Origin of the sequence: Rickettsiella endosymbiont of Xylota segnis (assembly GCF_964019545.1) — a bacterium.
Classification (GTDB): domain Bacteria; phylum Pseudomonadota; class Gammaproteobacteria; order Diplorickettsiales; family Diplorickettsiaceae; genus Aquirickettsiella.
Genome location: NZ_OZ026451.1, coordinates 1,229,989 through 1,252,142, shown reverse-complemented (window position 1 = coordinate 1,252,142; position 22,154 = coordinate 1,229,989). Strand labels below are relative to the sequence as shown.

Below are 22,154 nucleotides of genomic sequence, written 5' to 3'. Positions count from 1 at the left end.
ATTTGACGAGGTGATCTAGTGCCACGCTCAGTAAAAAAAGGTCCATATATACAGGGACATTTAACGAAAAAAGTACAGGCAGCCCAAGCCGCAAGTGTTAAGCGACCTATTAAAACATGGTCACGTAGCTCTATGATTTTGCCTGAAATGATAGGTTTGACTATAGCGGTTCATAATGGTCGTGACTTTGTTCCTATTTATATTACCGAAAATATGATAGGTCACAAATTAGGAGAGTTTTCTATTACACGAACTTTTCGTAGCCATAGAGCAGCTGATAAGAAAGCCAAAGGCGCAGATGAAAAAAAATAGTTAATGGGGAATAGAAAGTGGAAGTTGCAGCACATTTAAAATACGCACGATTGTCACCGCAAAAATGTCGGTTAGTGGCGAATCAAGTACGCGGTCAAACCGTGGAAAAGGCAATGCAAATCTTGACAATGAGTGTCAAAAAAAATGCTAAGGCGATAAAAAAAGTTTTAGAATCTGCTGTAGCGAATGCAGAACATAATGCTGGAGCTGATATCGATATGCTGAAGGTATCGACAATTTTTGTAGATCAAGGTCCAACTTTAAAGCGTATGCATGCCCGAGCTAAAGGCCGAAGCAACCGCATACTGAAACCAACGTGTCACATTACAGTAAAAGTGTCAGATGAAAATGGGGAGAAAAACTAATTATGGGCCATAAGGTTAATCCTGTTGGAATACGTTTAGGTATTACCCGAACATCGACAGCTAGATGGTATGCAAAAAAGTCCCGTGATTATGCGGATAATCTTTACAGTGATTTATGTGCTCGTAAACTTATTGAAAAGGCGCTTTTACAAGCTGGGGTTTCTTCAATACAAATAGAACGCGCAGCCAGAAAATCAAAAATAACGATCTCCGTTGCTAAGCCAGGCATAGTAATCGGAAAAAAGGGTGAATACATCGATCGTTTAAGAGAGCAATTAGAAAAAATTATGCTGGTGCCCGTTCGACTTTCCGTAGTGGAAGTGAAGAAGCCGGAATTAGATGCAAAATTAGTTGCAGAAAATATTGCACAACAATTAGAAAGACGTGTTATGTTTCGTCGTGCTATGAAACGTGCAGTGCAAACGGCCTTACGATTAGGCGCACTTGGAATTAAGATTAATGTTTCGGGACGTTTAGGTGGTGCAGAAATTGCGCGTAGCGAACGCTATCAAGAAGGAAGCGTACCGTTACACACTTTTCGTGCGGACATCGATTACAGTTTAGCAGAAGCGCAAACAACCTATGGCAAATTAGGTGTAAAGGTTTGGATTTATAAGGGTGAAGTTTTTGATCGTTCAAAAATTTCGAATATTGAAACTACTGAAGCTAAAACACAATTTCTTGATGATCGAAATCAAAAGCATTATAGTCGCAGACGTCAACCTGCTAGCACGAAACATGCTGTGAATAAAGAAATTGTAGATGAAGCGACGCGTTAAAATAATATTGAAGAATAGATAGTTGGGAAAAGATTATGTTGCAACCCAAACGAACAAAATATCGTAAGCAGTTTAAAGGGCGTAATCGCGGAATTGCTACACGAGGCACAGAAGTTAGTTTTGGACAATTTGGCTTGAAAGCAACGGCTGCAGGCTTTATTACTTCGAGACAAATTGAAGCAGCGCGCCGCGCCTTAACGCGACACATTAAAAGAGGTGGGAAGGTTTGGATTAGGATATTTCCTGATAAGCCGATTACCAAAAAACCTTTAGAAGTGCGTCAGGGTAAAGGGAAGGGCAGCGTTGAATATTGGGTAGCCGTTATTCAACCCGGTCGCGTTTTATTTGAAATGGAAGGTATATCTGCTGATATGGCTAGAGTGGCTTTAAAATTGGCAGCAGCGAAATTGCCTATGACAACTAATTTTGTTACGCGGACGGTGCTTTAATGAATAAAAAAGAAAAGATTGAGTTAAGAAATTTATCCATTGAATCACTTAAGGAAGAAAGTTTTAAGTTAGGACAGGAAAAGTTTAAATTAGAAGCACAGCATGCGACACATCAATTGACTGCAACACATAGATTAAAAGCAGTTCGGCGGTTGTTAGCAACAATATTAACTATTTTACACGAAAACATAGGCCAGAAAAAAGTATGAGCCAAGCTATTAAAGTCAATCGAACCTTAACAGGTCGAGTTATCAGTAATAAGATGGATAAAACCATTAACGTTTCGATAGAACGTAAAGTGAAGCATCCTAAGTACGGAAAGTATTTAAAACGTAGCAGTAAAATTCTTGCTCATGACGCTGAAAATCAATGTCAAGAAGGTGATATCGTTATTATCCAGGAGGGACGCCCGATTTCTAAACGAAAGGCCTGGTCGCTTGTGCAAGTGGTAGTAAAGTCGATAAATCAGCAACCCGTTCCTGAAGAAACGACGGGATAGGGGAAGTTTTTTATGATACAAATGCAAACTAAACTGGCTGTGGCAGATAATAGCGGCGCTCGCAGTGTGATGTGTATTAAGGTGCTCGGTGGGTCAAAGCGACGTTACGCGGGAGTTGGAGATGTTATTAGAGTCAGCGTTAAAGATGCTGTACCTCGTGGTAAGGTGAAAAAAGGCGAAGTTTGGCATGCTGTCGTTGTGCGTACTAAAAAAAGAGTACGTAGAGGTGATGGGAGTGTGATACGTTTTGATAGCAATGCTGTTATTTTATTGACAGCACAATTACAACCATTAGGCACGCGGGTTTTTGGTCCTGTTCCTAGAGAATTACGTACCGAACGCTTTATGAAGATTATCTCTTTGGCCTCTGAAGTATTATAAGGTAGAGCACAATATGCGTAAAATTAGAAAGGGCGATACAGTCATCGCCATAACCGGTAAAGACAAGGGTAAACAAGGTAAAATATTGAGTGTTTGCACTACTAAGAACCGTGCGCGCGTAGAAGGTATTAACTTAGTAAAAAAACATGTGAAACCTAACCCGCAAAAAAATGTTGCTGGGGGAATTGTATCGCAAGAAGCCTTAATTAATTTAACGAATCTGGCTTTGTATAATCCAGTTTCGAAAAAAGGTGATAAGGTCGGGATAAAAAAACTGGAGGATGGAAAGATGGTACGTATCTTTAAATCCAACGGTGAGCTGGTTGATATCTAATAATTAGGTGAGATTTGATGGCAAGGTTAAAAGAATATTATTTAAATACAGTTATGGCGCAGCTTAAGCAAGAATTTGCATATGATAGCGTCATGGAAGTTCCACGTATTACTAAAATCACACTCAACATGGGTGTTGGTGAAGCCGCAGCAAATAAAAAGGTAATTGATGCAGCCGTGTCAGATATGACATTAATTGCTGCACAAAAACCAATAGTTACTAAGGCAAAGAAATCTAATGCGGGCTTTAAAATCAGAGAAGAATGGCCTATTGGCTGTAAAGTAACATTACGAAAAAATCGTATGTACGAGTTTTTAGATCGTTTAATTAGTGTAGCGATACCACGAATTCGAGATTTTCGTGGATTTAGCCCTCGATCTTTTGATGGTCGTGGGAATTATAGTTTAGGAATTCGTGAGCAAATTGTTTTTCCTGAAATTAAATACGATACAATTGATGCTTTACGTGGTATGGATATTACGATTACTACGACCGCTAAAACTGATAAGGAAGGACGAGCTTTATTAGTTGCATTTGAGTTTCCGTTTAAAGAGAATTAATATTTATGGCAAAGAAAAGTGTAATTATGCGCCAGAAAAAGCGCGAACTTATTGTTAAAAAATATGCGGTAAAACGTGCTGAATTGAAAGAAATTATTTACAGCATAAATGCATCTGATGAAGATAAGTGGTTGGCACAACAAAAAATTCAATTATTGCCACGTGATTCTTCTCCAGTGCGATTACGTAACCGTTGTCGTTTAACAGGACGACCACGTGGAGTTTATCGGCACTTTGGACTGTCTCGAAATATGCTGCGGCTTTATGCTATGAAAGGTGAGCTCCCAGGATTAGTTAAATCAAGCTGGTAAGGTAAAAAATATATGCAAGATCCTATCGCAGATATGCTCTGCCAAATAAAAAATGCCCAAGCGATTAAAAAGCCAACGGTATCGATGCCTTCGTCAAAAATTAAATTAGCTATTGCTAAGTTGTTAAAATATGAAGGATATATCTCTGATTTTCAATGTGAAGAAAAAGGATGTAGGTCCTGGCTGACAATATTTTTAAAATATTATTTAGACAAACCCGTTATTGCAGCATTAAAACGTGTGAGTCGTCCTGGATTACGCATTTATCGTTCAGCGACTGAGCTACCTAAAGTAGTCGCTGGCTTAGGAATAGCCATAATATCTACTCCTAAGGGATTAATGACTGATAGAGCGGCTCGAGCTTTGGGTCAAGGCGGCGAAGTTATTGCTATCGTTGAATAAACGTTAAGAAAGGTTGATATGTCAAGAGTTGCAAAAAATCCAATAAATTTCGGCGATGTGCAAGTTACGCTGGATGGTGAAACACTAGTTGTTAAAAGCAGTAAATCGGTTTTGAATTTGAAGCTGCCTAAACAAGTTAATATTGAAATTAAAGATAAATCTTTACAAGTGAGTCCTGTAGATGAAAGTACAATAGCTGATGCTTTAGCTGGGACTACACGTGCCAATATAGCTAATGCGGTTGAGGGCGTAGTAACGGGATTTAAGAAAGTTCTACAATTAGTAGGTGTGGGTTATAGAGCGAATGTGCAAGGTAAAAAAATTAACCTAACCTTAGGTTTTTCACATCCTAGAGATTATGAAATACCCGATGGAATTACTATTACCACACCAACCCCAACAGAAATAGTCATACACGGTTTTAGTAAGCAATTAGTTGGACAGGTTGCAGCGGAGATACGTCAGTATCGTCCACCGGAAGCTTATAAAGGTAAAGGTGTTCGTTATGCAAATGAACGCATTAAATTAAAAGAAACTAAGAAAAAATAGCGATTAGAGGTAGGCATGTTAGACAAGAAGTTAAAACGGAAACGTAGGGCAACTAAGACGCGTGCTAAAATACGTCAACTAGGTGTTGCACGCTTATGTGTGGCACGTACGTCTAAGCATATTTATGCACAAATTATTGTATCAGCCGATCGGGGCGATAAAGTATTAGTAAGTGCGTCTACACTCGATAAAGAAATCAAGACCTTAGGTACTACTGGAAATAATATTAAGTCAGCGACGATAGTTGGTGATTTTATAGCAAAGCGAGCATTAGCGGTTGGAATAAATCAAGTGGCTTTTGATCGTTCAGGTTTTAAGTATCATGGTTGTATCAAGGCATTGGCAGAGGCAGCCCGGGAAGCCGGATTGCCCTTTTAATTAAAAGGTTATTCATCGATGAGTTTTGATCAATCAACAAAAAGTGATGGCTTGCAAGAAAAATTAATTGCAGTTAATCGTCATGCTAAGGTCGTCAAAGGTGGACGTATTTTTAGCTTTGCTGCGGGGGTTGTCGTTGGCGATGGCAAAGGGCGTATTGGTTTTAGCAAACGTCCGGCGCGAGAAGTTTCTGTTGCCATGCAAAAAGCCTTGGAAAAAGCCCGACGCGATATGCTTTATATCGAATTGAATAATCATACCTTATATCATCCGTTGATAGGTCGTCACGGAGCAACTAAGGTAATAATACTTCCTGCAGTTGAAGGAACAGGTATTATTGCGGGCGGACCGATGCGCGCAATTTTTGAAGTGTTAGGCATTAAAAATGTCATAGCGAAGATCATTGGATCTTCAAATCGAATTAATGTCGTGCGTGCCACTTTAAAAGCATTGTCAAGTATGTCTACACCTGAAATGATTGCGGATAAACGTGGAAAATCGATTAAAGAAATTTACGAATAATTTAGGTAAGTAGATATGTCAGAAAAAAAATTGCGCTTGACTCTTATACGTAGTATCTCGGGTCGTTTACCTCATCATACTGCGACAGTTCTTTCATTGGGTTTAAAGCGGTTAAATCAGATCGTTGAGGTGAAAGATAATTTGCCTATGCGTGGAATGATCGATCAAGTTGCTTATTTACTCAAAGTAGAGGAAATCTAATTATGTATCTTAATACATTGAAGCCTGCTCCGGGCTCAAAGCCCACTGCAAAGCGTGTAGGCAGAGGAATAGGTTCTGGTTTAGGAAAAACCTGCGGACGAGGTCATAAAGGACAACGTGCGCGAGCTGGTGGCTTTCATAAACTAGGTTTTGAAGGTGGACAAACCCCTTTACAGCGTCGTTTACCTAAATTCGGATTTACATCTTTTAAATCATTGTCACTACAAGTGCTACGAATTGATGCCTTAAATACAATTAAGGCTGATGTTGTTGACATACAAGTACTTAAAAATTGCCGTTTGGTACCTGCTTTGACAAAAGAGGTTAAATTCATAGCAACAGGTAAACTTGAAAGGTCAGTAACAGTAAAAGGTATAAAGTTAAGTAGGGGAGCAGAGGCTTTAATTAAAGCAGCCGGTGGCAGTGTTGAGGCTTAAATAGATGGAAAAACTTAGCCGTCTAGCGACGACTGCTGCTTCGGCGAAGGGACGAACGCCTAATAGCGGATTTAGTGAACTGAAAAGGCGTTTGCTATTTGTTTTGCTGGCATTAATTATTTATCGCATCGGTGCCCATATTCCTGTCCCTGGTTTAGATCCACACCGCTTAGCCGATTTATTTAGCCACCAGAGCAATAGTATATTAGGTCTATTTAACATGTTTTCTGGGGGTGCTCTTTCTCGATTCACTGTTTTTGCTTTAGGTTTATTACCGTATATTTCAGTTTCTATCATTGTTCAGCTTTTAACGGCAGTAACGCCGGCTTTGGAAGAACTTAAAAAAGAGGGTGAAGCCGGGCGGCGTAAACTGAATCAATACACGCGTTACGGAACTGCACTGCTGGCGTTAATTCAAGCCGTGGGTATGGCAAAATGGTTAGTTGGTAATCAAGTTGTCCTGAATCCTGGTTTTTTCTTTTATTTTGTAGCTACCGTCACTTTGGTTACCGGTACGATGTTTTTGATGTGGTTAGGTGAGCAGATTACCGAGCATGGTATTGGCAATGGTATTTCGCTCATAATATTTTCAGGGATAGTATCAGGACTGCCAGTGGCTATGGCTAAATCCTTAGAGCAATTTAGACAGGGCCAGGTTCAGTTTCTAACTTTACTTTGTATTTTGGTGGTTATTGTGTTGGTAACTGCTTTTGTCGTATTCATGGAGCGCGGACAACGTCGAATTACGGTTAATTATCCGCAACGCCAACAAGGCCGGAAGATTTATAGTGCACAGACCAGTCATTTGCCTTTAAAGATTAATATGGCTGGAGTCATTCCCCCTATTTTTGCTTCTAGTATCATGTTGTTACCGGGAACTTTTGCAAATTGGTTTGCTAACGTTAAAGGCTTGAGTTGGTTGGGAAAGCTTAGTTTCTGGTTATCGCCCGGTCAACCGCTTTATATTTTGTTATTTGCTGCGGCAATCATATTTTTTTCTTTTTTTTATACCGCATTGGTTTTTAACCCTAGGGAAACTGCTGATAATTTGAAAAAATCTGGGGCATTTATCCCTGGTATTAGGCCTGGCGAACAAAGTGCGCGATACATTGACACAACCATGACTCGCCTTACTTTGATAGGCTGTATTTATTTGGTTTTGGTTGCCTTATTACCTGAATTTATGATATTTACTTGGCATGTGCCTTTTTATTTTGGGGGTACATCCCTATTAATTATTGTAGTGGTTATTATGGACTTTATGGTCCAGGTTCAGTCTTTATTGATGTCGCATCAATATGAATCTTTACTTAAAAAAGCCAATTTGAAGGGTTTGTCTGGTGGGCCAGGCACTGCCTAATAATTGGCTCAGAAAATTACGAGCATCATCTTTAGAGGTTATTATGAAAGTTAGAGCGTCGATTAAAAAAATTTGCCGAAACTGCAAGGTTATTAAGAGAAAAGGTAAATTAAGAGTCATTTGTTCAGCGGAAGCTCGTCATAAGCAACGTCAAGGATAGAATTACTAGATTTTTGGTTGAATGGGAAACACGACTGTATTTTCTTTAAAATTCAGTTAAATTGCGACCCACAGCTTGCTAAGATTACTAGCAATTGATGTATTTTTACGAGAGTGTTATTGATTTTTAGTCAGGAGTGAGATACCCTACTGCGCCTTCTGAAATATCTTAAATTTAAGGGTTTGGAGTGAAAAATGGCTAGAATAGCCGGTGTCAATATACCAATAAATAAACATGTCGTTATCGGTTTAACTGCTATCTATGGGGTTGGACGTTCACGGGCTAGCGAAATATGCCAAGACTTGGATATTTTGCCTGAGACTAAAGTTAAGGATCTTTTAGATGCCCAGTTAGATGCTATACGGCAGAAGATTCTTACTTATAAAGTAGAAGGTGACTTGCGACGAGAAGTTTCCATCAGTATCAAGCGTTTGATGGATCTTGGTTGTTATAGAGGGATACGTCATCGCCGTGGTTTACCAGTCCGTGGCCAACGTACCCGCACTAATGCACGTACGCGTAAGGGTCCTCGTAAAATGATTCGTAAAGATTAATATAATGGTCATGTTTCCAATAAAATGTACAAGCGTAGGTATTCACTAATATGGCAGATTACAATTCACATGCTTCTCAGCCCTTAACGATGGCCGATAAGGCTTTAGCAGGAGCTCACCGTAAACGCAAAGAGGTTATCCCCGATGCAATCGTTCATCTGAGCACATCGTATAATAATACGATTATTTGTATCCGCAAGGGTGGTGATACCTTAGGTATATTTTCTGCTGGAGCTTGTGATTTTAAAGGTACTAAAAAAGGTACACCCTTTGCTGCTCGAGTTGCTTTCGAAAAGGCGATAGAAAAAGCCTACGATAAATATAGAGCTAAGTACAAACATAACTTGGGACGAGTTGAAGTTAGAATAAAAGGACCTGGTCAAGGATCGGAACAAGCTATTATGGCATTGAAGAATAAAGATATAGAAGTGACACAAATACTAAATGTAACGGGTATTCCTTTTAATGGTTGTCGGGCCCCTAAGCGGCGTCGAGTTTAGAACATACTCAGAGTATATATTAATAATTAGGAGTAAATAATTTAATGGCTAGATACCGAGGTCCTACTTGTAAATTGGCACGCAGACTTGGGACTGATTTACAGTTAAAAAGTGGTATACGTGCACTTGATAGCAAATGTAAGTTAGCTACGCCTCCAGGTATGCATGGCGTTAAACGCGGTAGATTATCTGAATTTGGTGTATTGTTTCGCCAAAAGCAATTAATTCGACGCACTTATGGTGTATTAGAAAGGCAATTTCGCATTTATTATGCTAAGGCTGCAAAGCGAAAAGGCATTACCGGTGAAAACCTAATTAAATTGTTAGAATGCCGCTTAGATAATGTTATATTTCGTATGGGATTTTCTGCGACGCGCGCTGAAGCAAGGCAGTTAGTCTCGCATCGTTCCGTCAAAGTAAATGGAAATATTGTTAATATTCCTTCCTATCAAGTTAAGGCAGGCGATGTTGTTGAGATTAAGGAAAAAAGTAAGGCCCAAACTCGTATTCAAGCTGCGCTGGAACTCGCGAAACAAAAGCCTCAGCCTGGTTGGATAGATGTGGATTCCACTAAATTACAGGGAATTGTTAAGTTAATTCCTGAGCGTAGCGAATTGCCCTTAGAATTTAATGAGAATCTAGTCGTTGAGTATTACTCTAAGTAAGAAGGTAGCCCATGTCGACGAATGTTAAGAAGTTTTTAACCCCACAAACTATCGAAGTTCAAAGTATTGCGCCAAATAGAGCGTTAATTACTTTGCAACCTTTTGAAGCTGGTTTTGGTCATACCTTAGGAAATGCCCTACGTCGTATATTGCTATCGTCGATGCCAGGTTGCGCCGTTGTGGAAGCAAAAATCGAAGGTGTGCTTCACGAATATAGTAGTCTAGATGGTGTACAAGAAGATATTATCGATATTTTACTAAACTTAAAAGGCATAGCATTCCAGATGCATGGCAAAGAAGAGGTTACACTTGAGTTAGCTAAAAACACTGTTGGGCCTGTTCGTGCAGGAGATATTACTTTACCGCATGACGTTGAAGTTAAAAATCCTGATTTTGTTATTGCGCATTTAACTAAGCCAAAAGAATTTAAAATGACCTTTAAAGTAGTTAGAGGACGTGGTTATCAACCCGCTTCGTTACGTAAGGCAGATGATCAATTTGTGAGTGAAGTAGGAGCATTACAATTAGATGCACGCTTTAACCCTATTTTACGTGCAACCTATTCCGTCGAAAATGCTCGTGTCGAGCAACGTACTGACTTAGATAAGTTGGTTATTGATTTAGAAACTAACGGTACCATCGAGCCGGAAGAAGCGATACGTCGTGCGGCTACGATTATACAAGAACAATTGCATACTTTTGTTGAGTTACAACATGAAACAGAAGATGAAGTCGTTGAAGATATGGTTGATATTAACCCTATGCTATTACTTCCTGTTGATGAGCTAGAGTTAACGGTGCGTGCGGCTAATTGTTTGAAAGCTGAACATATTTATCGTATTGCTGATTTGGTTACCAAAGCTGAGTCAGAACTTTTATCAACACCGAATTTAGGTAAAGTATCTTTATGTGAAATCAAAACTGCGTTACAGAAACGTGGATTGATGTTAGGGATGGACGTTCCTATGCAGCAGCTGACCTCTCTAAAAAAATCTTTAGAAGGTGCAGAAGAAGCGGAAAAATTAGAAAAAACTGAAGATATTAATAAAGATTAATTTAAAGGGCTAAGTGCTATGCGTCATCTTAATTCCGGCCGTCGATTAGGCCGAACATCCAGTCACAGAACCGCGATGTTTCGAAATATGGTTGCCTCCTTGTTAACCAAGGAAATCATATGTACCACCTTAGCTAAAGCTAAGGAACTACGTCGAGTTGCTGAACCACTTATTACTTTAGCAAAGAGTGATGGTGTTGCGCAACGACGTTTGGCTTTTGATCGTTTACGTAATAAAGAAGCAGTGGCTACACTTTTTAATACCGTGGGTCCGCGCTTTAAAAAAAGACCAGGCGGTTATTTACGTATTTTGAAATGCGGCTATCGAGCCGGTGATTGTGCGCCCATGGCCATGGTTGAACTGGTTGAACGTACAGAGACTACATCTACTTAATTTTTATTATTTTTAAATAATGGCATACTTGTCTTTGAGAGCATGCCATTACACACTTAACCAATAGCCTTCTTCATCGATATATCTATTCTAATCATACTAAAATACCACGTTTGCATTCGTTGTATTTTTTATCGCTATGAAGCTTTTCCAATTTTTCTTATTATAAAAAAGACTGGTGCAACTGCTGGCTCAGGAGTGTGTTATTTCTTTTGCCTTATCCAAGGTTGCCTCTAACTCAGTGTTAAATTGGTTTAAAAGTTTATTTGAATAATTATGTTGAGCTATGGCATTTTCCAGCGTAATGATGCTGAATTTGAGCCGTATCCATCCACAATAAACACATGAACCCAATAACTTATGTAACAGTTCACTAAGTTTTTGTTGTTGTTTTTTTTGAAAAGCTAGATTGATTTCAGCTCGTATTTTAGGGGTTTCTTTTATAAACAGATCAAGTAATTCTTTTAAAATTTTGTTCGAATCTTTAGTGAATACTTTATCTATATTTTTATCGATGATTGGCAGATCGGATGATTTTTTTACCATTTTCAATGGTCCTCTGAGTTGCCCCAATTTTAGCAGTTTACTCAATCGGCTTAATCTAAGCGAGCAATCATTTTATAAATGGAGCTGTTGTAATCTGCTGATTGTTTCTATATTAGGCCTATGTTTAAATGAGGAATATTTTACTCAATTTTTAAAAAACCGTGGCTAAATTATCTTATTGTATATCCAATGAAGAGCTTAAAGCAGCATTAATAGAATTTAGACATTTACAAGATATATTACGCTGGGGCATGACTCAGTTTAATAAAGCTAATCTTTATTATGGTCATGGTACTGATAATGCCTGGGATGAAATACTTTATTTAGTGTTATCTACACTAAAACTGGGACCTCATTTAAATCCGTGCTTTTTAGCGGCTAGCTTAAGCTTAGCTGAGCGACGTTTACTTATAGAAAATATTCGCCAACGTGTGGAAGAGCGCATTCCTACCGCTTATTTGGTGCATGAAGCAAATTTTGCGGATTTATCTTTTTATGTTGATGCACGTGTGTTAATCCCGCGTTCACCGATAGCTGAATTAATTCAGCATGATTTTAGTCCTTGGATTGAAGATACCAACAGAATTAATACAGTGCTTGATATCGGAACAGGTAGTGGATGTATCGCAATTGCTTGTGCGTACGCCTTACCTGAAGCACATGTTGATGCGGTGGATAATTCTAAAGATGCATTAGCAGTGGCAGCGATAAATATAGCTGCGCATAAACTGCAAGGCCAAATTAATTTAATACACTCCGATCTTTTCCAAAACCTAAATCACCGACTTTACGATATTATCATTAGTAATCCACCGTATGTTAATGCTGAAGACTTTGCGAGTATGCCGATGGAATACCGGCATGAACCTGCTGCTGCCCTGGCAGCAGGAGAGAATGGTTTAGATTTTATTATTCAAATTCTTAGACAATCCAAGAAATATTTGAAAGAAAAGGGTATTTTGATTATAGAAGTAGGTAATAGTAAAAAAGCCTTAATCAAGCGTTATCCACAAATTCCTTTTTTTTGGTTAGAGTTTGAAAAGGGTGAAGCGGAAATATTTTTATTAACCCAAGAGCAGTTAATTTATTATGCACAAGAAATTTAATTTAGCCATAGTTGGTGCTACTGGTTTTGTTGGTCAATCGGTATTAACTATTTTACAGCAACGAAAATTTCCTATACAGCATCTTTATTTACTCGCCAGTGAACGTTCTTCTGGCGAGACGATGGAATTTAATAAACAGGCCTTAATTGTATCTGATTTAGATGGATTTGATTTTAAGCAAGCGGACATTGCAATATTTACCGCAGGTTCAGCAGTTTCCGCTGAGTATGTTCCTAAGGCTACGCAGAAAGGTTGTTTAGTTATTGATAATACTCCTCAATTTCGTTATGACGACGATGTTCCTTTAGTTATCCCAGAAGTTAATCCGCAGGCCTTAGCCGGATATAAAAAACGTTGCATTATTGCTAATCCAAATTGCTCTACGATACAAATGTTAGTTGCATTGAAGCCTATTTATGATGCTGTGGGTATAACACGTATTAATGTTGTTACTTTTCAGTCGGTTTCTGGAGCGGGGAAAGCTGCTTTTCATGAGTTGATTCAGCAAGCAGGCCAATTATTAAATGGGTTACCTATTAAGCAACCGAAAGCTTTTACGCAGCAAATTGCGTTTAATGTTATTCCACATATTGATGAGTTTGAGAAAAATGGATATACCCGTGAAGAAATGAAAATGGTCTGGGAAACACAAAAGATTTTTGCCGATCAAGAAATTCAAGTAAATCCTACTGCCGTGCGAGTACCCGTGTTTCATGGACACTCTGAAGCAGTCCATATAGAAACTAAAAAGAAAATCAGTGCAAATCAGGCCAAACAGCTATTAAAAAAAGCTCCGGGTGTGTGGCTTATCGATAAGCTGGCCAATAATGGTTATCCGACGCCTATTTCACACCTTGATAGTGATAAAGTCATGGTAGGACGACTTCGAGAGGATATTTCTTATCCTTTGGGTTTGGACATGTGGATAGTAGCGGATAATATTCGTAAGGGCGCTGCCTTAAATGCAATACAAATTGCTGAAATAATGATCCAAGATTATTTATAAGCTAGATTTTAGGTTGCGCATTTATCTCCGTTAGCATTCAAAAAAATGCTTAAAATCCCATTTAATAAAGGTTCTTATAGAAATGACGAGAAAGCTATCGGAATTTAAAAAAATTTTTAGTTACCCAGAGCAAGTGGCTGTTTTTTTTCTAGGATTAGGAACCTTTTTTCTTGCTTTATCCCCTTTGCTTAGTCGCAATTCTCTTATATTAGCGGTTATATTTAGTTTATTAGCAGGAAATTGGGGTGATGCATGCTATGCAGTTAGACGTTTAAAATTTATTCAATGGAGTATGGCTTTAATTGTTTTAATGGTCATTAGTTTAAGCTACAGCATAGCGAGTTTGAAGCATGGTTTGACGGCTTTATTTCATTATACAAAATTACTCTATATTCCTTTTCTATTGCCTTTATTTACCTCATTAAAGGTACATAGAGGGATTATTTATTGTTTAATTAGCTCAGCAATCGTGGCTGCCCTATTATTTTTGTTGGCACATTGGAATATTTTATCTGTTTCATTGTTTCGATATTCGTCTATTTTGTTTGGTCAACAACCCGTAGGTTATTTTGTTAATCCGATTCCTGCTTCTGTTATATTGGCTTTTGCTTTTTATTTTTCGCTGGACTTCTTTTTAAAAGAAAAACGTAAATTTTATTTTTTACTGATAGCCATTTTTATTTTTTTATCTTTATTTGCAGTTAATTCAGAACGTACAGGTTGTTTTATTGCTGTCATTTTATTGGGTTTTTTGCTGTTTCGATATACAACAACAAAAAAAAATTATATTTGGTCATTGGTTATTTCGTTACTGGTGCTTTTTTTGAGTTATCAAATTTTCCCTACGTTTCAATATCGTGTAAAAGATCTTGTTGCTAATTTCAGCACTAAGCCTGCTTCACAAGATACGAGTATAGGGCTTAGGATACAATTTGCATTAAATTCATTCACAATTATCAAGGCACATCCTCTGCTAGGTGTTGGTGCAGGTGGCTTTCCACAAGCTTATAAAAAAACGGGAGGTAAGGTAGTAATCACTAAGAGCTTATTAAATGATCCACACAATTCTTATTTACTAGTAGCAGTACAGTTGGGAATTATTGGCTTAGCTACTTATCTATTAATTTTATTGAGTGCTTGGATTGAAGTTAAAAAATTATGGCGAGATCCGGAAGCACAATGGTTTGCTAAGGCCACATTGCTGGCACTGGCATTTAATGGATTCACTGATATTACTATTACCAGCACTGCTTTTGGAAATTTGTATGTAATTTTATTGAGTTGCTTTTTCTCAACTATTTTATGGGATAAAAGATGAAAATTGCTATAAAGCATACACATTTTCGCTTTAAAGGCGGTATGGAGACCTATTTAAAAGATATTATTTTGGGGTTTTCCAAAGCCGGTGATGAATTAACGCTTTGCGTTTGTAAAATAAATCGAGATATTTTAAAATCATTGCCATCCTTAACCGTTCTTGAGTTTCCTTACAAGTTTTTACCTCGTTCATTGAAGAAGTTTGCTTTTTACTTGGGGTGTGATAACGAAAATTTAATTTGTAATCATAATTTGGTAATTAGCTTAGTAAAAACTACTCGGCAAGATATACTTATTTGTGGAGGCGTGCACAAGGCTTATCTTGTAACTAAAAAAAGTTACCGGTTGTTGAATAATTACTTAGAGATTTATTTCGAGAAAAGGGCATTTGAGAGAACGCCCTTAATTATTGCTCATTCTCAGCGAATAAAAGATGAAATAATTCAGCATTATCCAGGTGTCGCAACTAAGATTAAAGTGCTCTATCCCCCCGTTAGTAACAGTTATTTCAATTATAAAACGACATTACAGAAGCATGAATTACGAAAAAAATTAGGTTTCTCTGATAAAGCAACGATTGTTTTGTTCGTTTCCACTAATCATGCTCGTAAAGGGTTCTATCCTCTTGTTGATGCCTTTAAAGGTTTGAGAGATGATTTTCTTTGTCTTATTCTTGGTGAAAAACCGACAATTGTTTTACCTGATAATATGCGTTGGTTAGGGTTTGTTGAGCATATACGAGATTATTATTGTGTAGCAGATGTAACGGTTTTACCTTCTGCTTACGAAGCATTTGGAATTACTGTTATTGAATCATTAGAATCTGGGACGCCCGTTATTGTATCGTCGGAAGTAGGTGCTTCTGAGTTACTCGAAGCAAATGATGGAATTGTAATAACGCCAGTGACTCCAGAAACTATCATTGATGCATTAGAAAAGATTAAATCAAAGAACTATAAACCCGAAAGAGATTTTGTGCTGCGTAAAGGCTTAACCATAGATTGCCATATTCAAGCGCTTAAGCAATTTGCTAGAACCTCCGTTCTAGGATAGCGATATCTGGCTCATCCTCGTTAAATGTCGTCGATCTTAATTCATTTTTTAGATAGGATACGTATGAGTTATGGGTGCTACACATTGAAATGTGTTAAATTGTAGCTCTATTTGGAGTAGAATATAAGTGAGTTGAACGGCAGCAAAGACAAAAATTCAAGTGCGAAGATTGTAGCTCCGAAATTCAAATGCACTTCGATTAGTCTATTTAATCTAATGCTATTTAAAATTCAAGTTTGTAGTAAAGTCTAATGGATATACTTGAAGAGTAAATTGAAATAAAAAATTTAACGGGTATTATCTCTTGTATGAGTAAAGGTAGTCGCGATAAGGGGATAGCAAAAGCAGAGTTTTTGGTTTCTGAGAACCAAGAAGATGCAGTGATTAATAATGTTTTTTCGCCATTGGCCTATGAAAATTCCGGGTTAAAAAAACAAGAAGATAGTAATGATGAGAATGGCGGTGATAGTGGTGCAGGGACTATCGCGCTCAGTGTTGAGCAACTCAATGCGTATTTACAGGCAGCCTTTAATAAGGAACGTCGGCAACGCACAGATGGACAGAGAAAATTTGGTAGTTGTCCTTTTTCTGAAGACCCCAACAATTTACTCGGTAAGAAAAATTCACGATCCTGTGGTTTTAGTGAATCCCCGCAAATACATCCTTTATTAGCTCATAGCCAGCAATTTAGTGGCGATGACCCTAAGATTTGTGCGATCCCGAGCGATAATTCTGAAGCTAGAGAGCGATTTCCCGAAAAACGTCTAGAAAACCAATTACGCTTACAAAAAAATCTTGGATTGGGTGCAAGCAAAAGTGTAACGCTTGCTAGATAATGGTAAAGTCTACTTTTGCTCACGAAATTTTGTTTGGTACACTCAAGGGAGTAGAGCAATTTATATTAGCGGGTGCGGATATAGAAGAAACCGATGAGTATGGGTTTTCACCGTTAATAGAAGCAACGATTGCCAATAAGAATGATGTGGTTGCCTTATTATTAGAATACGGTGCTGCTATCGATAATGCCGATACTACGGGCCGCACGGCATTACATTGGGCAGTCGATAATCACAATTTAGCTTTATGTGAATTATTACTGGCCAATAAAGCAGATGCGAATGCTTATACCACAGCAGGACAAGCTGTTTTAGTTTACCCTTTATTGCGACAACAAATTGAATTAAAAAAATTACTCTATCGATATGGCGCAAAATTAAGTTTCGCTCAAGACTTTATTCAAGCAAAGTTACTTGGACACCGTTATGAATTAATAGGACAGGTAGATCTTGTTAATGCCGCAGGGCGTTTTATTGAGATAAACTACGAAGGATTTTTTTTAGAGTTTACACTCGATGTCATCCTTAACTCTTTGCGGCGCTATCAGAATAATTTTTCTTCACGCCATTTGCGATCTTACTTCGAAAATTTACAAAAATTGATTGCAGCATTTGCTAACGCGCAGGCCTTACTAAAATATCAACGTTATACGCTGAATATTAAAGACCATACACACAGCATAGATGCCTTGTTAGATCAAGAATTATTATTATTACCCGTTGCTTATGAAGGGCATGCCATTGCATTGATTAAATATAAAAATTGGCTGATTCGTTGTGATCGAGGTGAAAATAGCCGTCGTGAGGGCAGCATTGTTATCTACGAGTGTCAGCGTCCTTATGCTTGGGATAAGGAGTTTTGTAAACGATTAATTTATTCACGTCAATCCCGGGAATTTCTAACTCAGGGAATACATCGCTACTTAGGTTTAGTTAGCATCGCGAATCTACCTATCCAAGGACAAATTATCGGTAATTGCTCTTGGGCAAATATTGAAGCAAGTATTTTAGCAATGTTATTTGTGTTATCGGCGGTTAATTCTAAAGGTCAATTAGTTTCCCGTTCTGAAAAATACCTGCAGCAAGCATCACTTTTTTTCCAAGATTGGCAAACGTGGGATAAAGATCGTGCCTTGGAGGAATGTATTCAAGGATTTTATTATAGTAATAAAGCTCGTGGAGCCACTAAAGCGACTATTTTAGCGGCCATTTTTTTCCAAAAGTCGACGCATAATCTTAATGATTTAAAACAAGCAGAAGCAATATTAAAAATTTTAACCCTAGCTGAGTATAATTATTTGCTAAAAAGTTATTTGAAAGTATATTGGCAATTAAATAAAACCGCACAGGGGAAAGACTTTTTAAACTTGCTTGATGCTTGTGGCGTCAGTCGGGAGTTAGCATAATAGGTTTTAATTAAAGGAATAATAATCATGAATAGAGAAATGTTACCAATACAATCAAGTTTCTTCACACCAAAAAATACCAAACAAATCGTAATCAAAAAATGGCTTAAAGATGTCAACCAATATAATATAAAGTCTATTTATGATTTAACCTGGGAGAATTTTTATAAAGAATTACATAAGTTAGGCATTAAAGAGTTTTCAAAACAATATGGATATTCTCATAAGAGGAATTTACAGTTAGCTATTGCAAAATCGGAGTTGGGTCAAAAAATAATAAGCTTGTATGATTTTGAAAAAAAAACAAAACTAAAGTTACTTTTGCTTTTAGGAAATAGTTTTTTTGATAAAGTGAAGCGCCAGGCAAATTTTAATCCCAAGAATCATAAATTATCGACTATTCATTATTATATTTACCATTACAGTTTACATTTTACTGCAATAAGTTTGGGTTTTTCTAGTAAACAAGCTTTCCTTAATTTTTTTGCACAAACTCTCTATGTGTCTGAATGTATCGAAAATACGGCTCAAAATCTACGAATGAGTATTCAGAGTCTGTATGCAGTGGATCCATTTACATTGCGCAAAGAATTAACTGTCCTTTACGATATACCCTTACCTAAGAATAAAAATTTTATAAAATATAATTATACGTTAGAGGAACTAAAGTTAGCGCTAGAAAATGAGGATATCGTATTTGTGGTAGCTAGCTTAGGCGGTGGAAATGCCTACACTGTCAATAAGAAGCTGCAAACATTGAGACCTTTGATTAATATTAATTTACAAGCTTTAAAACTACAATCATGGGAATCTCTGAAGGTAAATACGCCGATTTTTATTTGGAAGATGAAATTATATCAACTTTTCTCGGACCTACTACGCTTATTAGAGTTAAATTCTACCCCTTTATATGGCAACAAGGTTTTATATACCTCTTGCATCAGCTTTCGTTGGCAATTTTATACCTTACACCCTATACAAAAACCTTTAGAAGAGAGAGAGATTCCAGTGAACCCTCATAATCCTCCTCTTTCTTGTTTTGCCACTGAGATAGCAATGTCTGAAGATTTGTCAGTATGTACATTTAAACGCTAAGTAACTTCCTTAAATTCCTGAGCAGTAGACATGCTGGAGTTGATTTTTCAATGCGTGAAAAGAGTGCTAACCTGGGATTTAAAGCTTATTTTTCAGCTAAACCAACGATTAAATCTGGAAGTTATAAAGATACAATTAGAATATTTTATCCCATTGTAATTACTGCATTAAATGGAGTATACTCTGTGCCGCTATCGCGGGGTGGAGCAGTCTGGTAGCTCGTCGGGCTCATAACCCGAAGGCCGTAGGTTCAAATCCTACCCCCGCTACCAATTTTATTGTGTGAGAGGCCCCATTTAAGGGGCTTTTTATTTTGACTAGACTGACGCTAAATATCAGCTTTTGGCGCAGCGCTTTGTTGCCGACTTTGTTTGCGGTGCTCATTTACCTGAGTAAACTCCGCTCCTTGAAAAGTCGGCGTAGCGCGTTGCATCCAAAATCTTTTTTTAGCATCAGCTAGTTGAAATGGGTAATTTTATAATTCAAGCCCTTTGTAGACGATGAAAAACAATTCAGCGATAGAAACAAAGATCTTACCGACGGTTGAAGCCCTAGGTTATGAGTTATGGGCTTGTATCTATCTGACACAAGGTCAACAAAGTGTATTGCGTATCACTATTGATAGTGAAAAGGGTATTACGCTTGCTGACTGTGAGCGTGTCAGCCGCCAGGTTAGTGCATTATTGGATGTAGAAAACCCTTTGTCAGGTCGTTATAACTTAGAAGTTTCTTCTCCGGGCTTAGATAGACCCCTTATTAAAGAGAAGCATTTTCAGCGTTATGTTGGTCATAATGTGCGTGTTTTTACACATACGCCCATCGATAATCAACGCAAATTTAAAGGTCTTTTACAATCAGTTGGAGTAGTTGGGATAGTGTTGAACGAGGATGGGAAAGAAGTAGTGTTAACGTGGGACAATATTTTGCGTGCGAATGTATTGCCTGAAATGAATAAATAACCGGAGGCAGGCTATGAAAAAAGAAATTTTATTAGTGGCAGAGACGGTATCTAACGAAAAAGATGTTGATAAAGAGTTAATTTTTAAAGCGATAGAAGCCGCTTTAGCGATGGCGACTAAGAAAAAAGCCGGTGAAGATATTGATGTCCGCGTGGCTATCGATCGCCGCACGGGCGACTATGATACTTTTCGTTACTGGACAGTCGTTGCGGATGGAATGGGTGCTAATAATAATCTTGAAGATGAGTATGTTCCTTTTGATCCCTTAAAACAAATACCTTTAAGTGAAGCTAAAAAGCGGGATCCAAATAGCCAAATTGGCGATGTGATAGAAGAGCATATGCCTTCGGTTGAGTTTGGTCGTATTGCAGCGCAAACGGCTAAGCAAGTCATTATCCAGAAAGTCAGAGAAGCTGAACGCGCTAAGATAGCAGAGGCTTATACCAATCGTATTGGCGAGTTGTTGTCAGGCATAGTCAAACGTATTACACGAGAAGGTTTGATCGTGGATTTAGGCGCAAGCGTAGAAGCTTTTGTCCCACGTGAAGAAATGATTCCTCGCGAAGAAGTACGATCCGAAGATCGTTTGCGCGGCTATTTATATGCCGTGAATCCACAAGTGCGTGGGCCGCAGTTACTGATGAGTCGTACACGGCCAGAAATGTTAATTGAACTCTTTAAGATAGAAGTACCTGAAATTGCTGAAGAGTTGATTGAAATTAAAAGTGCAGCGCGTGATCCGGGTTCGCGCGCAAAAATTGCGGTTAAAACTAATGATGGTCGCATTGATCCTATAGGTGCTTGCGTTGGAATGCGTGGGGCGCGAGTACAAGCCGTTTCCAGTGAATTAGCGGGTGAGCGAATTGATATTGTGCTTTGGGATGATAATCCTGTTCAATTAGCCATCAATGCGATGGCACCTGCTGAAGTCGCTTCTATCGTGGTGGATGAAGACACTAAAGTCATGGATGTGGCTGTACAAGAGGAACAATTATCGCAAGCTATTGGTCGAAATGGTCAAAATGTACGTTTAGCCAGTGAACTAACGGGATGGATCATTAATGTTATCACTGTAGAAGAAGCGGCAAAAAAAGTGGTTAAAGAATCGGAAGGTTTACAAAATCTTTTTATGGAACAGCTTGCTATAGATGAAGAGCTAGCCGAGATGTTAGCGCGAGAGGGTTTCACCAGTTTAGAAGAAATTGCTTATGTATCAGCGCAAGAACTATTAGATATTGAAGATTTTGACTCGGAATTAGTAGAAACGCTACAGAATCGTGCTAAAGAAGTGTTAGCAACACAAGCCGCGGCTAAGCAAAAGTCGACGATCTCTGAGCATGGCAAATTTTTAGAGCCACATCAAGATTTACTTTCCTTAGAAGGTATTACCGAAGAGATAGCCATCACATTAGCTAAAAAAGGTGTTTCTTCTCGCGAGGCTTTAGCTGAGTTGGCAGTCGATGATTTGTTAGATATTATCGAATTAGACCGTGAAGTAGCCGGTAAGCTAATTATGGTTGCACGTGCTCCTTGGTTTGCCGGAGAGAAAAAATAGAACTATTATTTTTACTTAAAAAAATCCAGTAAAATAACAGGATGTGCAATAAGTATATAAAGTTCGATAGATAAGTAAATGAAGCAGCAATAATGTATGTTCAGAAAAT

General features: G+C 38.1%; 33 protein-coding genes and 1 tRNA gene. 33 read left to right on the top strand and 1 reads right to left on the bottom strand.

Features of this window, described 5'->3' with window-relative positions:
- The first annotated feature begins 18 nt into the window (after positions 1-18).
- From rpsS to rplQ, 23 genes are all read left to right on the top strand, one after another.
- A complete protein-coding gene (gene rpsS / locus AACL18_RS05760; protein ID WP_339049897.1) occupies positions 19-312 on the top strand; it encodes a 30S ribosomal protein S19 in 294 nt (97 codons plus the stop codon).
- A gap of 17 nt (positions 313-329) precedes the next feature.
- Positions 330-677, top strand: a complete 348-nt coding sequence (rplV, locus tag AACL18_RS05755; protein WP_339049895.1) for a 50S ribosomal protein L22 — start codon at positions 330-332, stop codon at positions 675-677.
- 2 nt (positions 678-679) lie between these two features.
- A complete protein-coding gene (rpsC, locus tag AACL18_RS05750; protein WP_339049894.1) occupies positions 680-1,456 on the top strand; it encodes a 30S ribosomal protein S3 in 777 nt (258 codons plus the stop codon).
- A gap of 35 nt (positions 1,457-1,491) precedes the next feature.
- Positions 1,492-1,905 carry a 50S ribosomal protein L16 gene (gene rplP, locus AACL18_RS05745; RefSeq protein ID WP_339049892.1) on the top strand — a complete coding sequence of 138 codons (414 nt, stop codon included), beginning with the start codon at positions 1,492-1,494 and terminating at the stop codon, positions 1,903-1,905.
- A complete protein-coding gene (rpmC, locus tag AACL18_RS05740) occupies positions 1,905-2,114 on the top strand; it encodes a 50S ribosomal protein L29 (protein WP_339049891.1) in 210 nt (69 codons plus the stop codon). Before rplP ends, rpmC begins: the two co-directional genes overlap by 1 nt.
- A complete protein-coding gene (gene rpsQ, locus AACL18_RS05735; protein WP_339049889.1) occupies positions 2,111-2,404 on the top strand; it encodes a 30S ribosomal protein S17 in 294 nt (97 codons plus the stop codon). Before rpmC ends, rpsQ begins: the two co-directional genes overlap by 4 nt.
- Positions 2,405-2,416: 12 nt before the next feature.
- Positions 2,417-2,785 carry a 50S ribosomal protein L14 gene (gene rplN, locus AACL18_RS05730; RefSeq protein ID WP_339049888.1) on the top strand — a complete coding sequence of 123 codons (369 nt, stop codon included), beginning with the start codon at positions 2,417-2,419 and terminating at the stop codon, positions 2,783-2,785.
- Between the two features lie 13 nt (positions 2,786-2,798).
- A complete protein-coding gene (gene rplX / locus AACL18_RS05725) occupies positions 2,799-3,119 on the top strand; it encodes a 50S ribosomal protein L24 (protein ID WP_339049887.1) in 321 nt (106 codons plus the stop codon).
- A 17-nt stretch (positions 3,120-3,136) separates the two neighbouring features.
- Positions 3,137-3,679 (top strand): 50S ribosomal protein L5, encoded by a 543-nt coding sequence (rplE, locus tag AACL18_RS05720; protein ID WP_339049886.1) that lies wholly within the window; start codon positions 3,137-3,139, stop codon positions 3,677-3,679.
- Between the two features lie 5 nt (positions 3,680-3,684).
- Positions 3,685-3,990 carry a 30S ribosomal protein S14 gene (gene rpsN, locus AACL18_RS05715; protein WP_339049885.1) on the top strand — a complete coding sequence of 102 codons (306 nt, stop codon included), beginning with the start codon at positions 3,685-3,687 and terminating at the stop codon, positions 3,988-3,990.
- Positions 3,991-4,002: 12 nt separating this feature from the next.
- The gene (rpsH, locus tag AACL18_RS05710) at positions 4,003-4,392 is read left to right on the top strand and encodes a 30S ribosomal protein S8 (RefSeq protein ID WP_339049883.1); all 390 of its coding nucleotides are present in this window, start codon (positions 4,003-4,005) and stop codon (positions 4,390-4,392) included.
- A gap of 18 nt (positions 4,393-4,410) precedes the next feature.
- On the top strand, positions 4,411-4,941 hold the full coding sequence (gene rplF / locus AACL18_RS05705; RefSeq protein WP_339049882.1) for a 50S ribosomal protein L6: 531 nt from the start codon (positions 4,411-4,413) through the stop codon (positions 4,939-4,941).
- A gap of 15 nt (positions 4,942-4,956) precedes the next feature.
- Positions 4,957-5,319 (top strand): 50S ribosomal protein L18, encoded by a 363-nt coding sequence (gene rplR / locus AACL18_RS05700; protein ID WP_339049880.1) that lies wholly within the window; start codon positions 4,957-4,959, stop codon positions 5,317-5,319.
- Between the two features lie 18 nt (positions 5,320-5,337).
- Positions 5,338-5,841, top strand: a complete 504-nt coding sequence (gene rpsE, locus AACL18_RS05695; RefSeq protein ID WP_339049878.1) for a 30S ribosomal protein S5 — start codon at positions 5,338-5,340, stop codon at positions 5,839-5,841.
- Between the two features lie 15 nt (positions 5,842-5,856).
- Positions 5,857-6,042 (top strand): 50S ribosomal protein L30, encoded by a 186-nt coding sequence (gene rpmD / locus AACL18_RS05690; protein WP_339049877.1) that lies wholly within the window; start codon positions 5,857-5,859, stop codon positions 6,040-6,042.
- Positions 6,043-6,044: 2 nt separating this feature from the next.
- Complete coding sequence (gene rplO, locus AACL18_RS05685) at positions 6,045-6,479, top strand: 50S ribosomal protein L15 (RefSeq protein ID WP_339049876.1); 435 nt, start codon at positions 6,045-6,047, stop codon at positions 6,477-6,479.
- A 4-nt stretch (positions 6,480-6,483) separates the two neighbouring features.
- A complete protein-coding gene (gene secY / locus AACL18_RS05680) occupies positions 6,484-7,839 on the top strand; it encodes a preprotein translocase subunit SecY (protein WP_339049874.1) in 1,356 nt (451 codons plus the stop codon).
- 43 nt (positions 7,840-7,882) lie between these two features.
- The gene (gene rpmJ, locus AACL18_RS05675) at positions 7,883-7,999 is read left to right on the top strand and encodes a 50S ribosomal protein L36 (RefSeq protein WP_339049872.1); all 117 of its coding nucleotides are present in this window, start codon (positions 7,883-7,885) and stop codon (positions 7,997-7,999) included.
- Between the two features lie 194 nt (positions 8,000-8,193).
- Positions 8,194-8,553: a 30S ribosomal protein S13 gene (gene rpsM, locus AACL18_RS05670; RefSeq protein WP_339049870.1), complete on the top strand. Its 360-nt coding sequence runs from the start codon at positions 8,194-8,196 to the stop codon at positions 8,551-8,553.
- Between the two features lie 50 nt (positions 8,554-8,603).
- On the top strand, positions 8,604-9,053 hold the full coding sequence (gene rpsK / locus AACL18_RS05665) for a 30S ribosomal protein S11 (protein ID WP_339049868.1): 450 nt from the start codon (positions 8,604-8,606) through the stop codon (positions 9,051-9,053).
- A 44-nt stretch (positions 9,054-9,097) separates the two neighbouring features.
- Positions 9,098-9,718 carry a 30S ribosomal protein S4 gene (rpsD, locus tag AACL18_RS05660; RefSeq protein ID WP_339049866.1) on the top strand — a complete coding sequence of 207 codons (621 nt, stop codon included), beginning with the start codon at positions 9,098-9,100 and terminating at the stop codon, positions 9,716-9,718.
- A gap of 11 nt (positions 9,719-9,729) precedes the next feature.
- On the top strand, positions 9,730-10,773 hold the full coding sequence (locus tag AACL18_RS05655) for a DNA-directed RNA polymerase subunit alpha (RefSeq protein WP_339049863.1): 1,044 nt from the start codon (positions 9,730-9,732) through the stop codon (positions 10,771-10,773).
- Between the two features lie 18 nt (positions 10,774-10,791).
- Positions 10,792-11,166, top strand: coding sequence for a 50S ribosomal protein L17 (gene rplQ / locus AACL18_RS05650; protein ID WP_339049862.1), 375 nt, complete (start codon positions 10,792-10,794; stop codon positions 11,164-11,166).
- Positions 11,167-11,358: 192 nt separating this feature from the next.
- Here rplQ and AACL18_RS05645 read toward each other — a convergent pair whose 3' ends face one another.
- On the bottom strand, positions 11,359-11,712 hold the full coding sequence (locus AACL18_RS05645; protein ID WP_339049861.1) for an Hpt domain-containing protein: 354 nt from the start codon (positions 11,710-11,712) through the stop codon (positions 11,359-11,361).
- A gap of 161 nt (positions 11,713-11,873) precedes the next feature.
- On the opposite strand from AACL18_RS05645, the gene prmB reads away from it, so the two are divergent.
- The 10 genes from prmB (at position 11,874) to nusA (ending at position 22,045) form a co-directional block, all read left to right on the top strand.
- On the top strand, positions 11,874-12,818 hold the full coding sequence (gene prmB, locus AACL18_RS05640; RefSeq protein WP_339049860.1) for a 50S ribosomal protein L3 N(5)-glutamine methyltransferase: 945 nt from the start codon (positions 11,874-11,876) through the stop codon (positions 12,816-12,818).
- On the top strand, positions 12,802-13,824 hold the full coding sequence (locus AACL18_RS05635) for an aspartate-semialdehyde dehydrogenase (protein WP_339049858.1): 1,023 nt from the start codon (positions 12,802-12,804) through the stop codon (positions 13,822-13,824). Before prmB ends, AACL18_RS05635 begins: the two co-directional genes overlap by 17 nt.
- A gap of 82 nt (positions 13,825-13,906) precedes the next feature.
- Entirely contained in the window at positions 13,907-15,142 is a 1,236-nt protein-coding gene (locus AACL18_RS05630; RefSeq protein ID WP_339049856.1) for an O-antigen ligase family protein, read from the top strand.
- Positions 15,139-16,194, top strand: coding sequence for a glycosyltransferase family 4 protein (locus AACL18_RS05625; RefSeq protein WP_339049854.1), 1,056 nt, complete (start codon positions 15,139-15,141; stop codon positions 16,192-16,194). Before AACL18_RS05630 ends, AACL18_RS05625 begins: the two co-directional genes overlap by 4 nt.
- A gap of 308 nt (positions 16,195-16,502) precedes the next feature.
- A complete protein-coding gene (locus AACL18_RS05620; RefSeq protein ID WP_339049853.1) occupies positions 16,503-17,030 on the top strand; it encodes a hypothetical protein in 528 nt (175 codons plus the stop codon).
- Positions 17,030-18,436 (top strand): Dot/Icm T4SS effector AnkH/LegA3, encoded by a 1,407-nt coding sequence (ankH, locus tag AACL18_RS05615; protein ID WP_339049852.1) that lies wholly within the window; start codon positions 17,030-17,032, stop codon positions 18,434-18,436. The genes AACL18_RS05620 and ankH overlap by 1 nt, the downstream gene beginning before the upstream one ends.
- 27 nt (positions 18,437-18,463) lie before the next feature.
- Positions 18,464-19,531 carry a hypothetical protein gene (locus AACL18_RS05610; protein WP_339049851.1) on the top strand — a complete coding sequence of 356 codons (1,068 nt, stop codon included), beginning with the start codon at positions 18,464-18,466 and terminating at the stop codon, positions 19,529-19,531.
- 195 nt (positions 19,532-19,726) lie between these two features.
- Positions 19,727-19,803: transfer RNA gene (locus AACL18_RS05605), tRNA-Met, on the top strand.
- Positions 19,804-20,031: 228 nt separating this feature from the next.
- Entirely contained in the window at positions 20,032-20,490 is a 459-nt protein-coding gene (gene rimP / locus AACL18_RS05600; protein WP_339049850.1) for a ribosome maturation factor RimP, read from the top strand.
- 13 nt (positions 20,491-20,503) lie between these two features.
- Positions 20,504-22,045 carry a transcription termination factor NusA gene (gene nusA / locus AACL18_RS05595; RefSeq protein ID WP_339049849.1) on the top strand — a complete coding sequence of 514 codons (1,542 nt, stop codon included), beginning with the start codon at positions 20,504-20,506 and terminating at the stop codon, positions 22,043-22,045.
- Positions 22,046-22,154 lie beyond the last annotated feature (109 nt).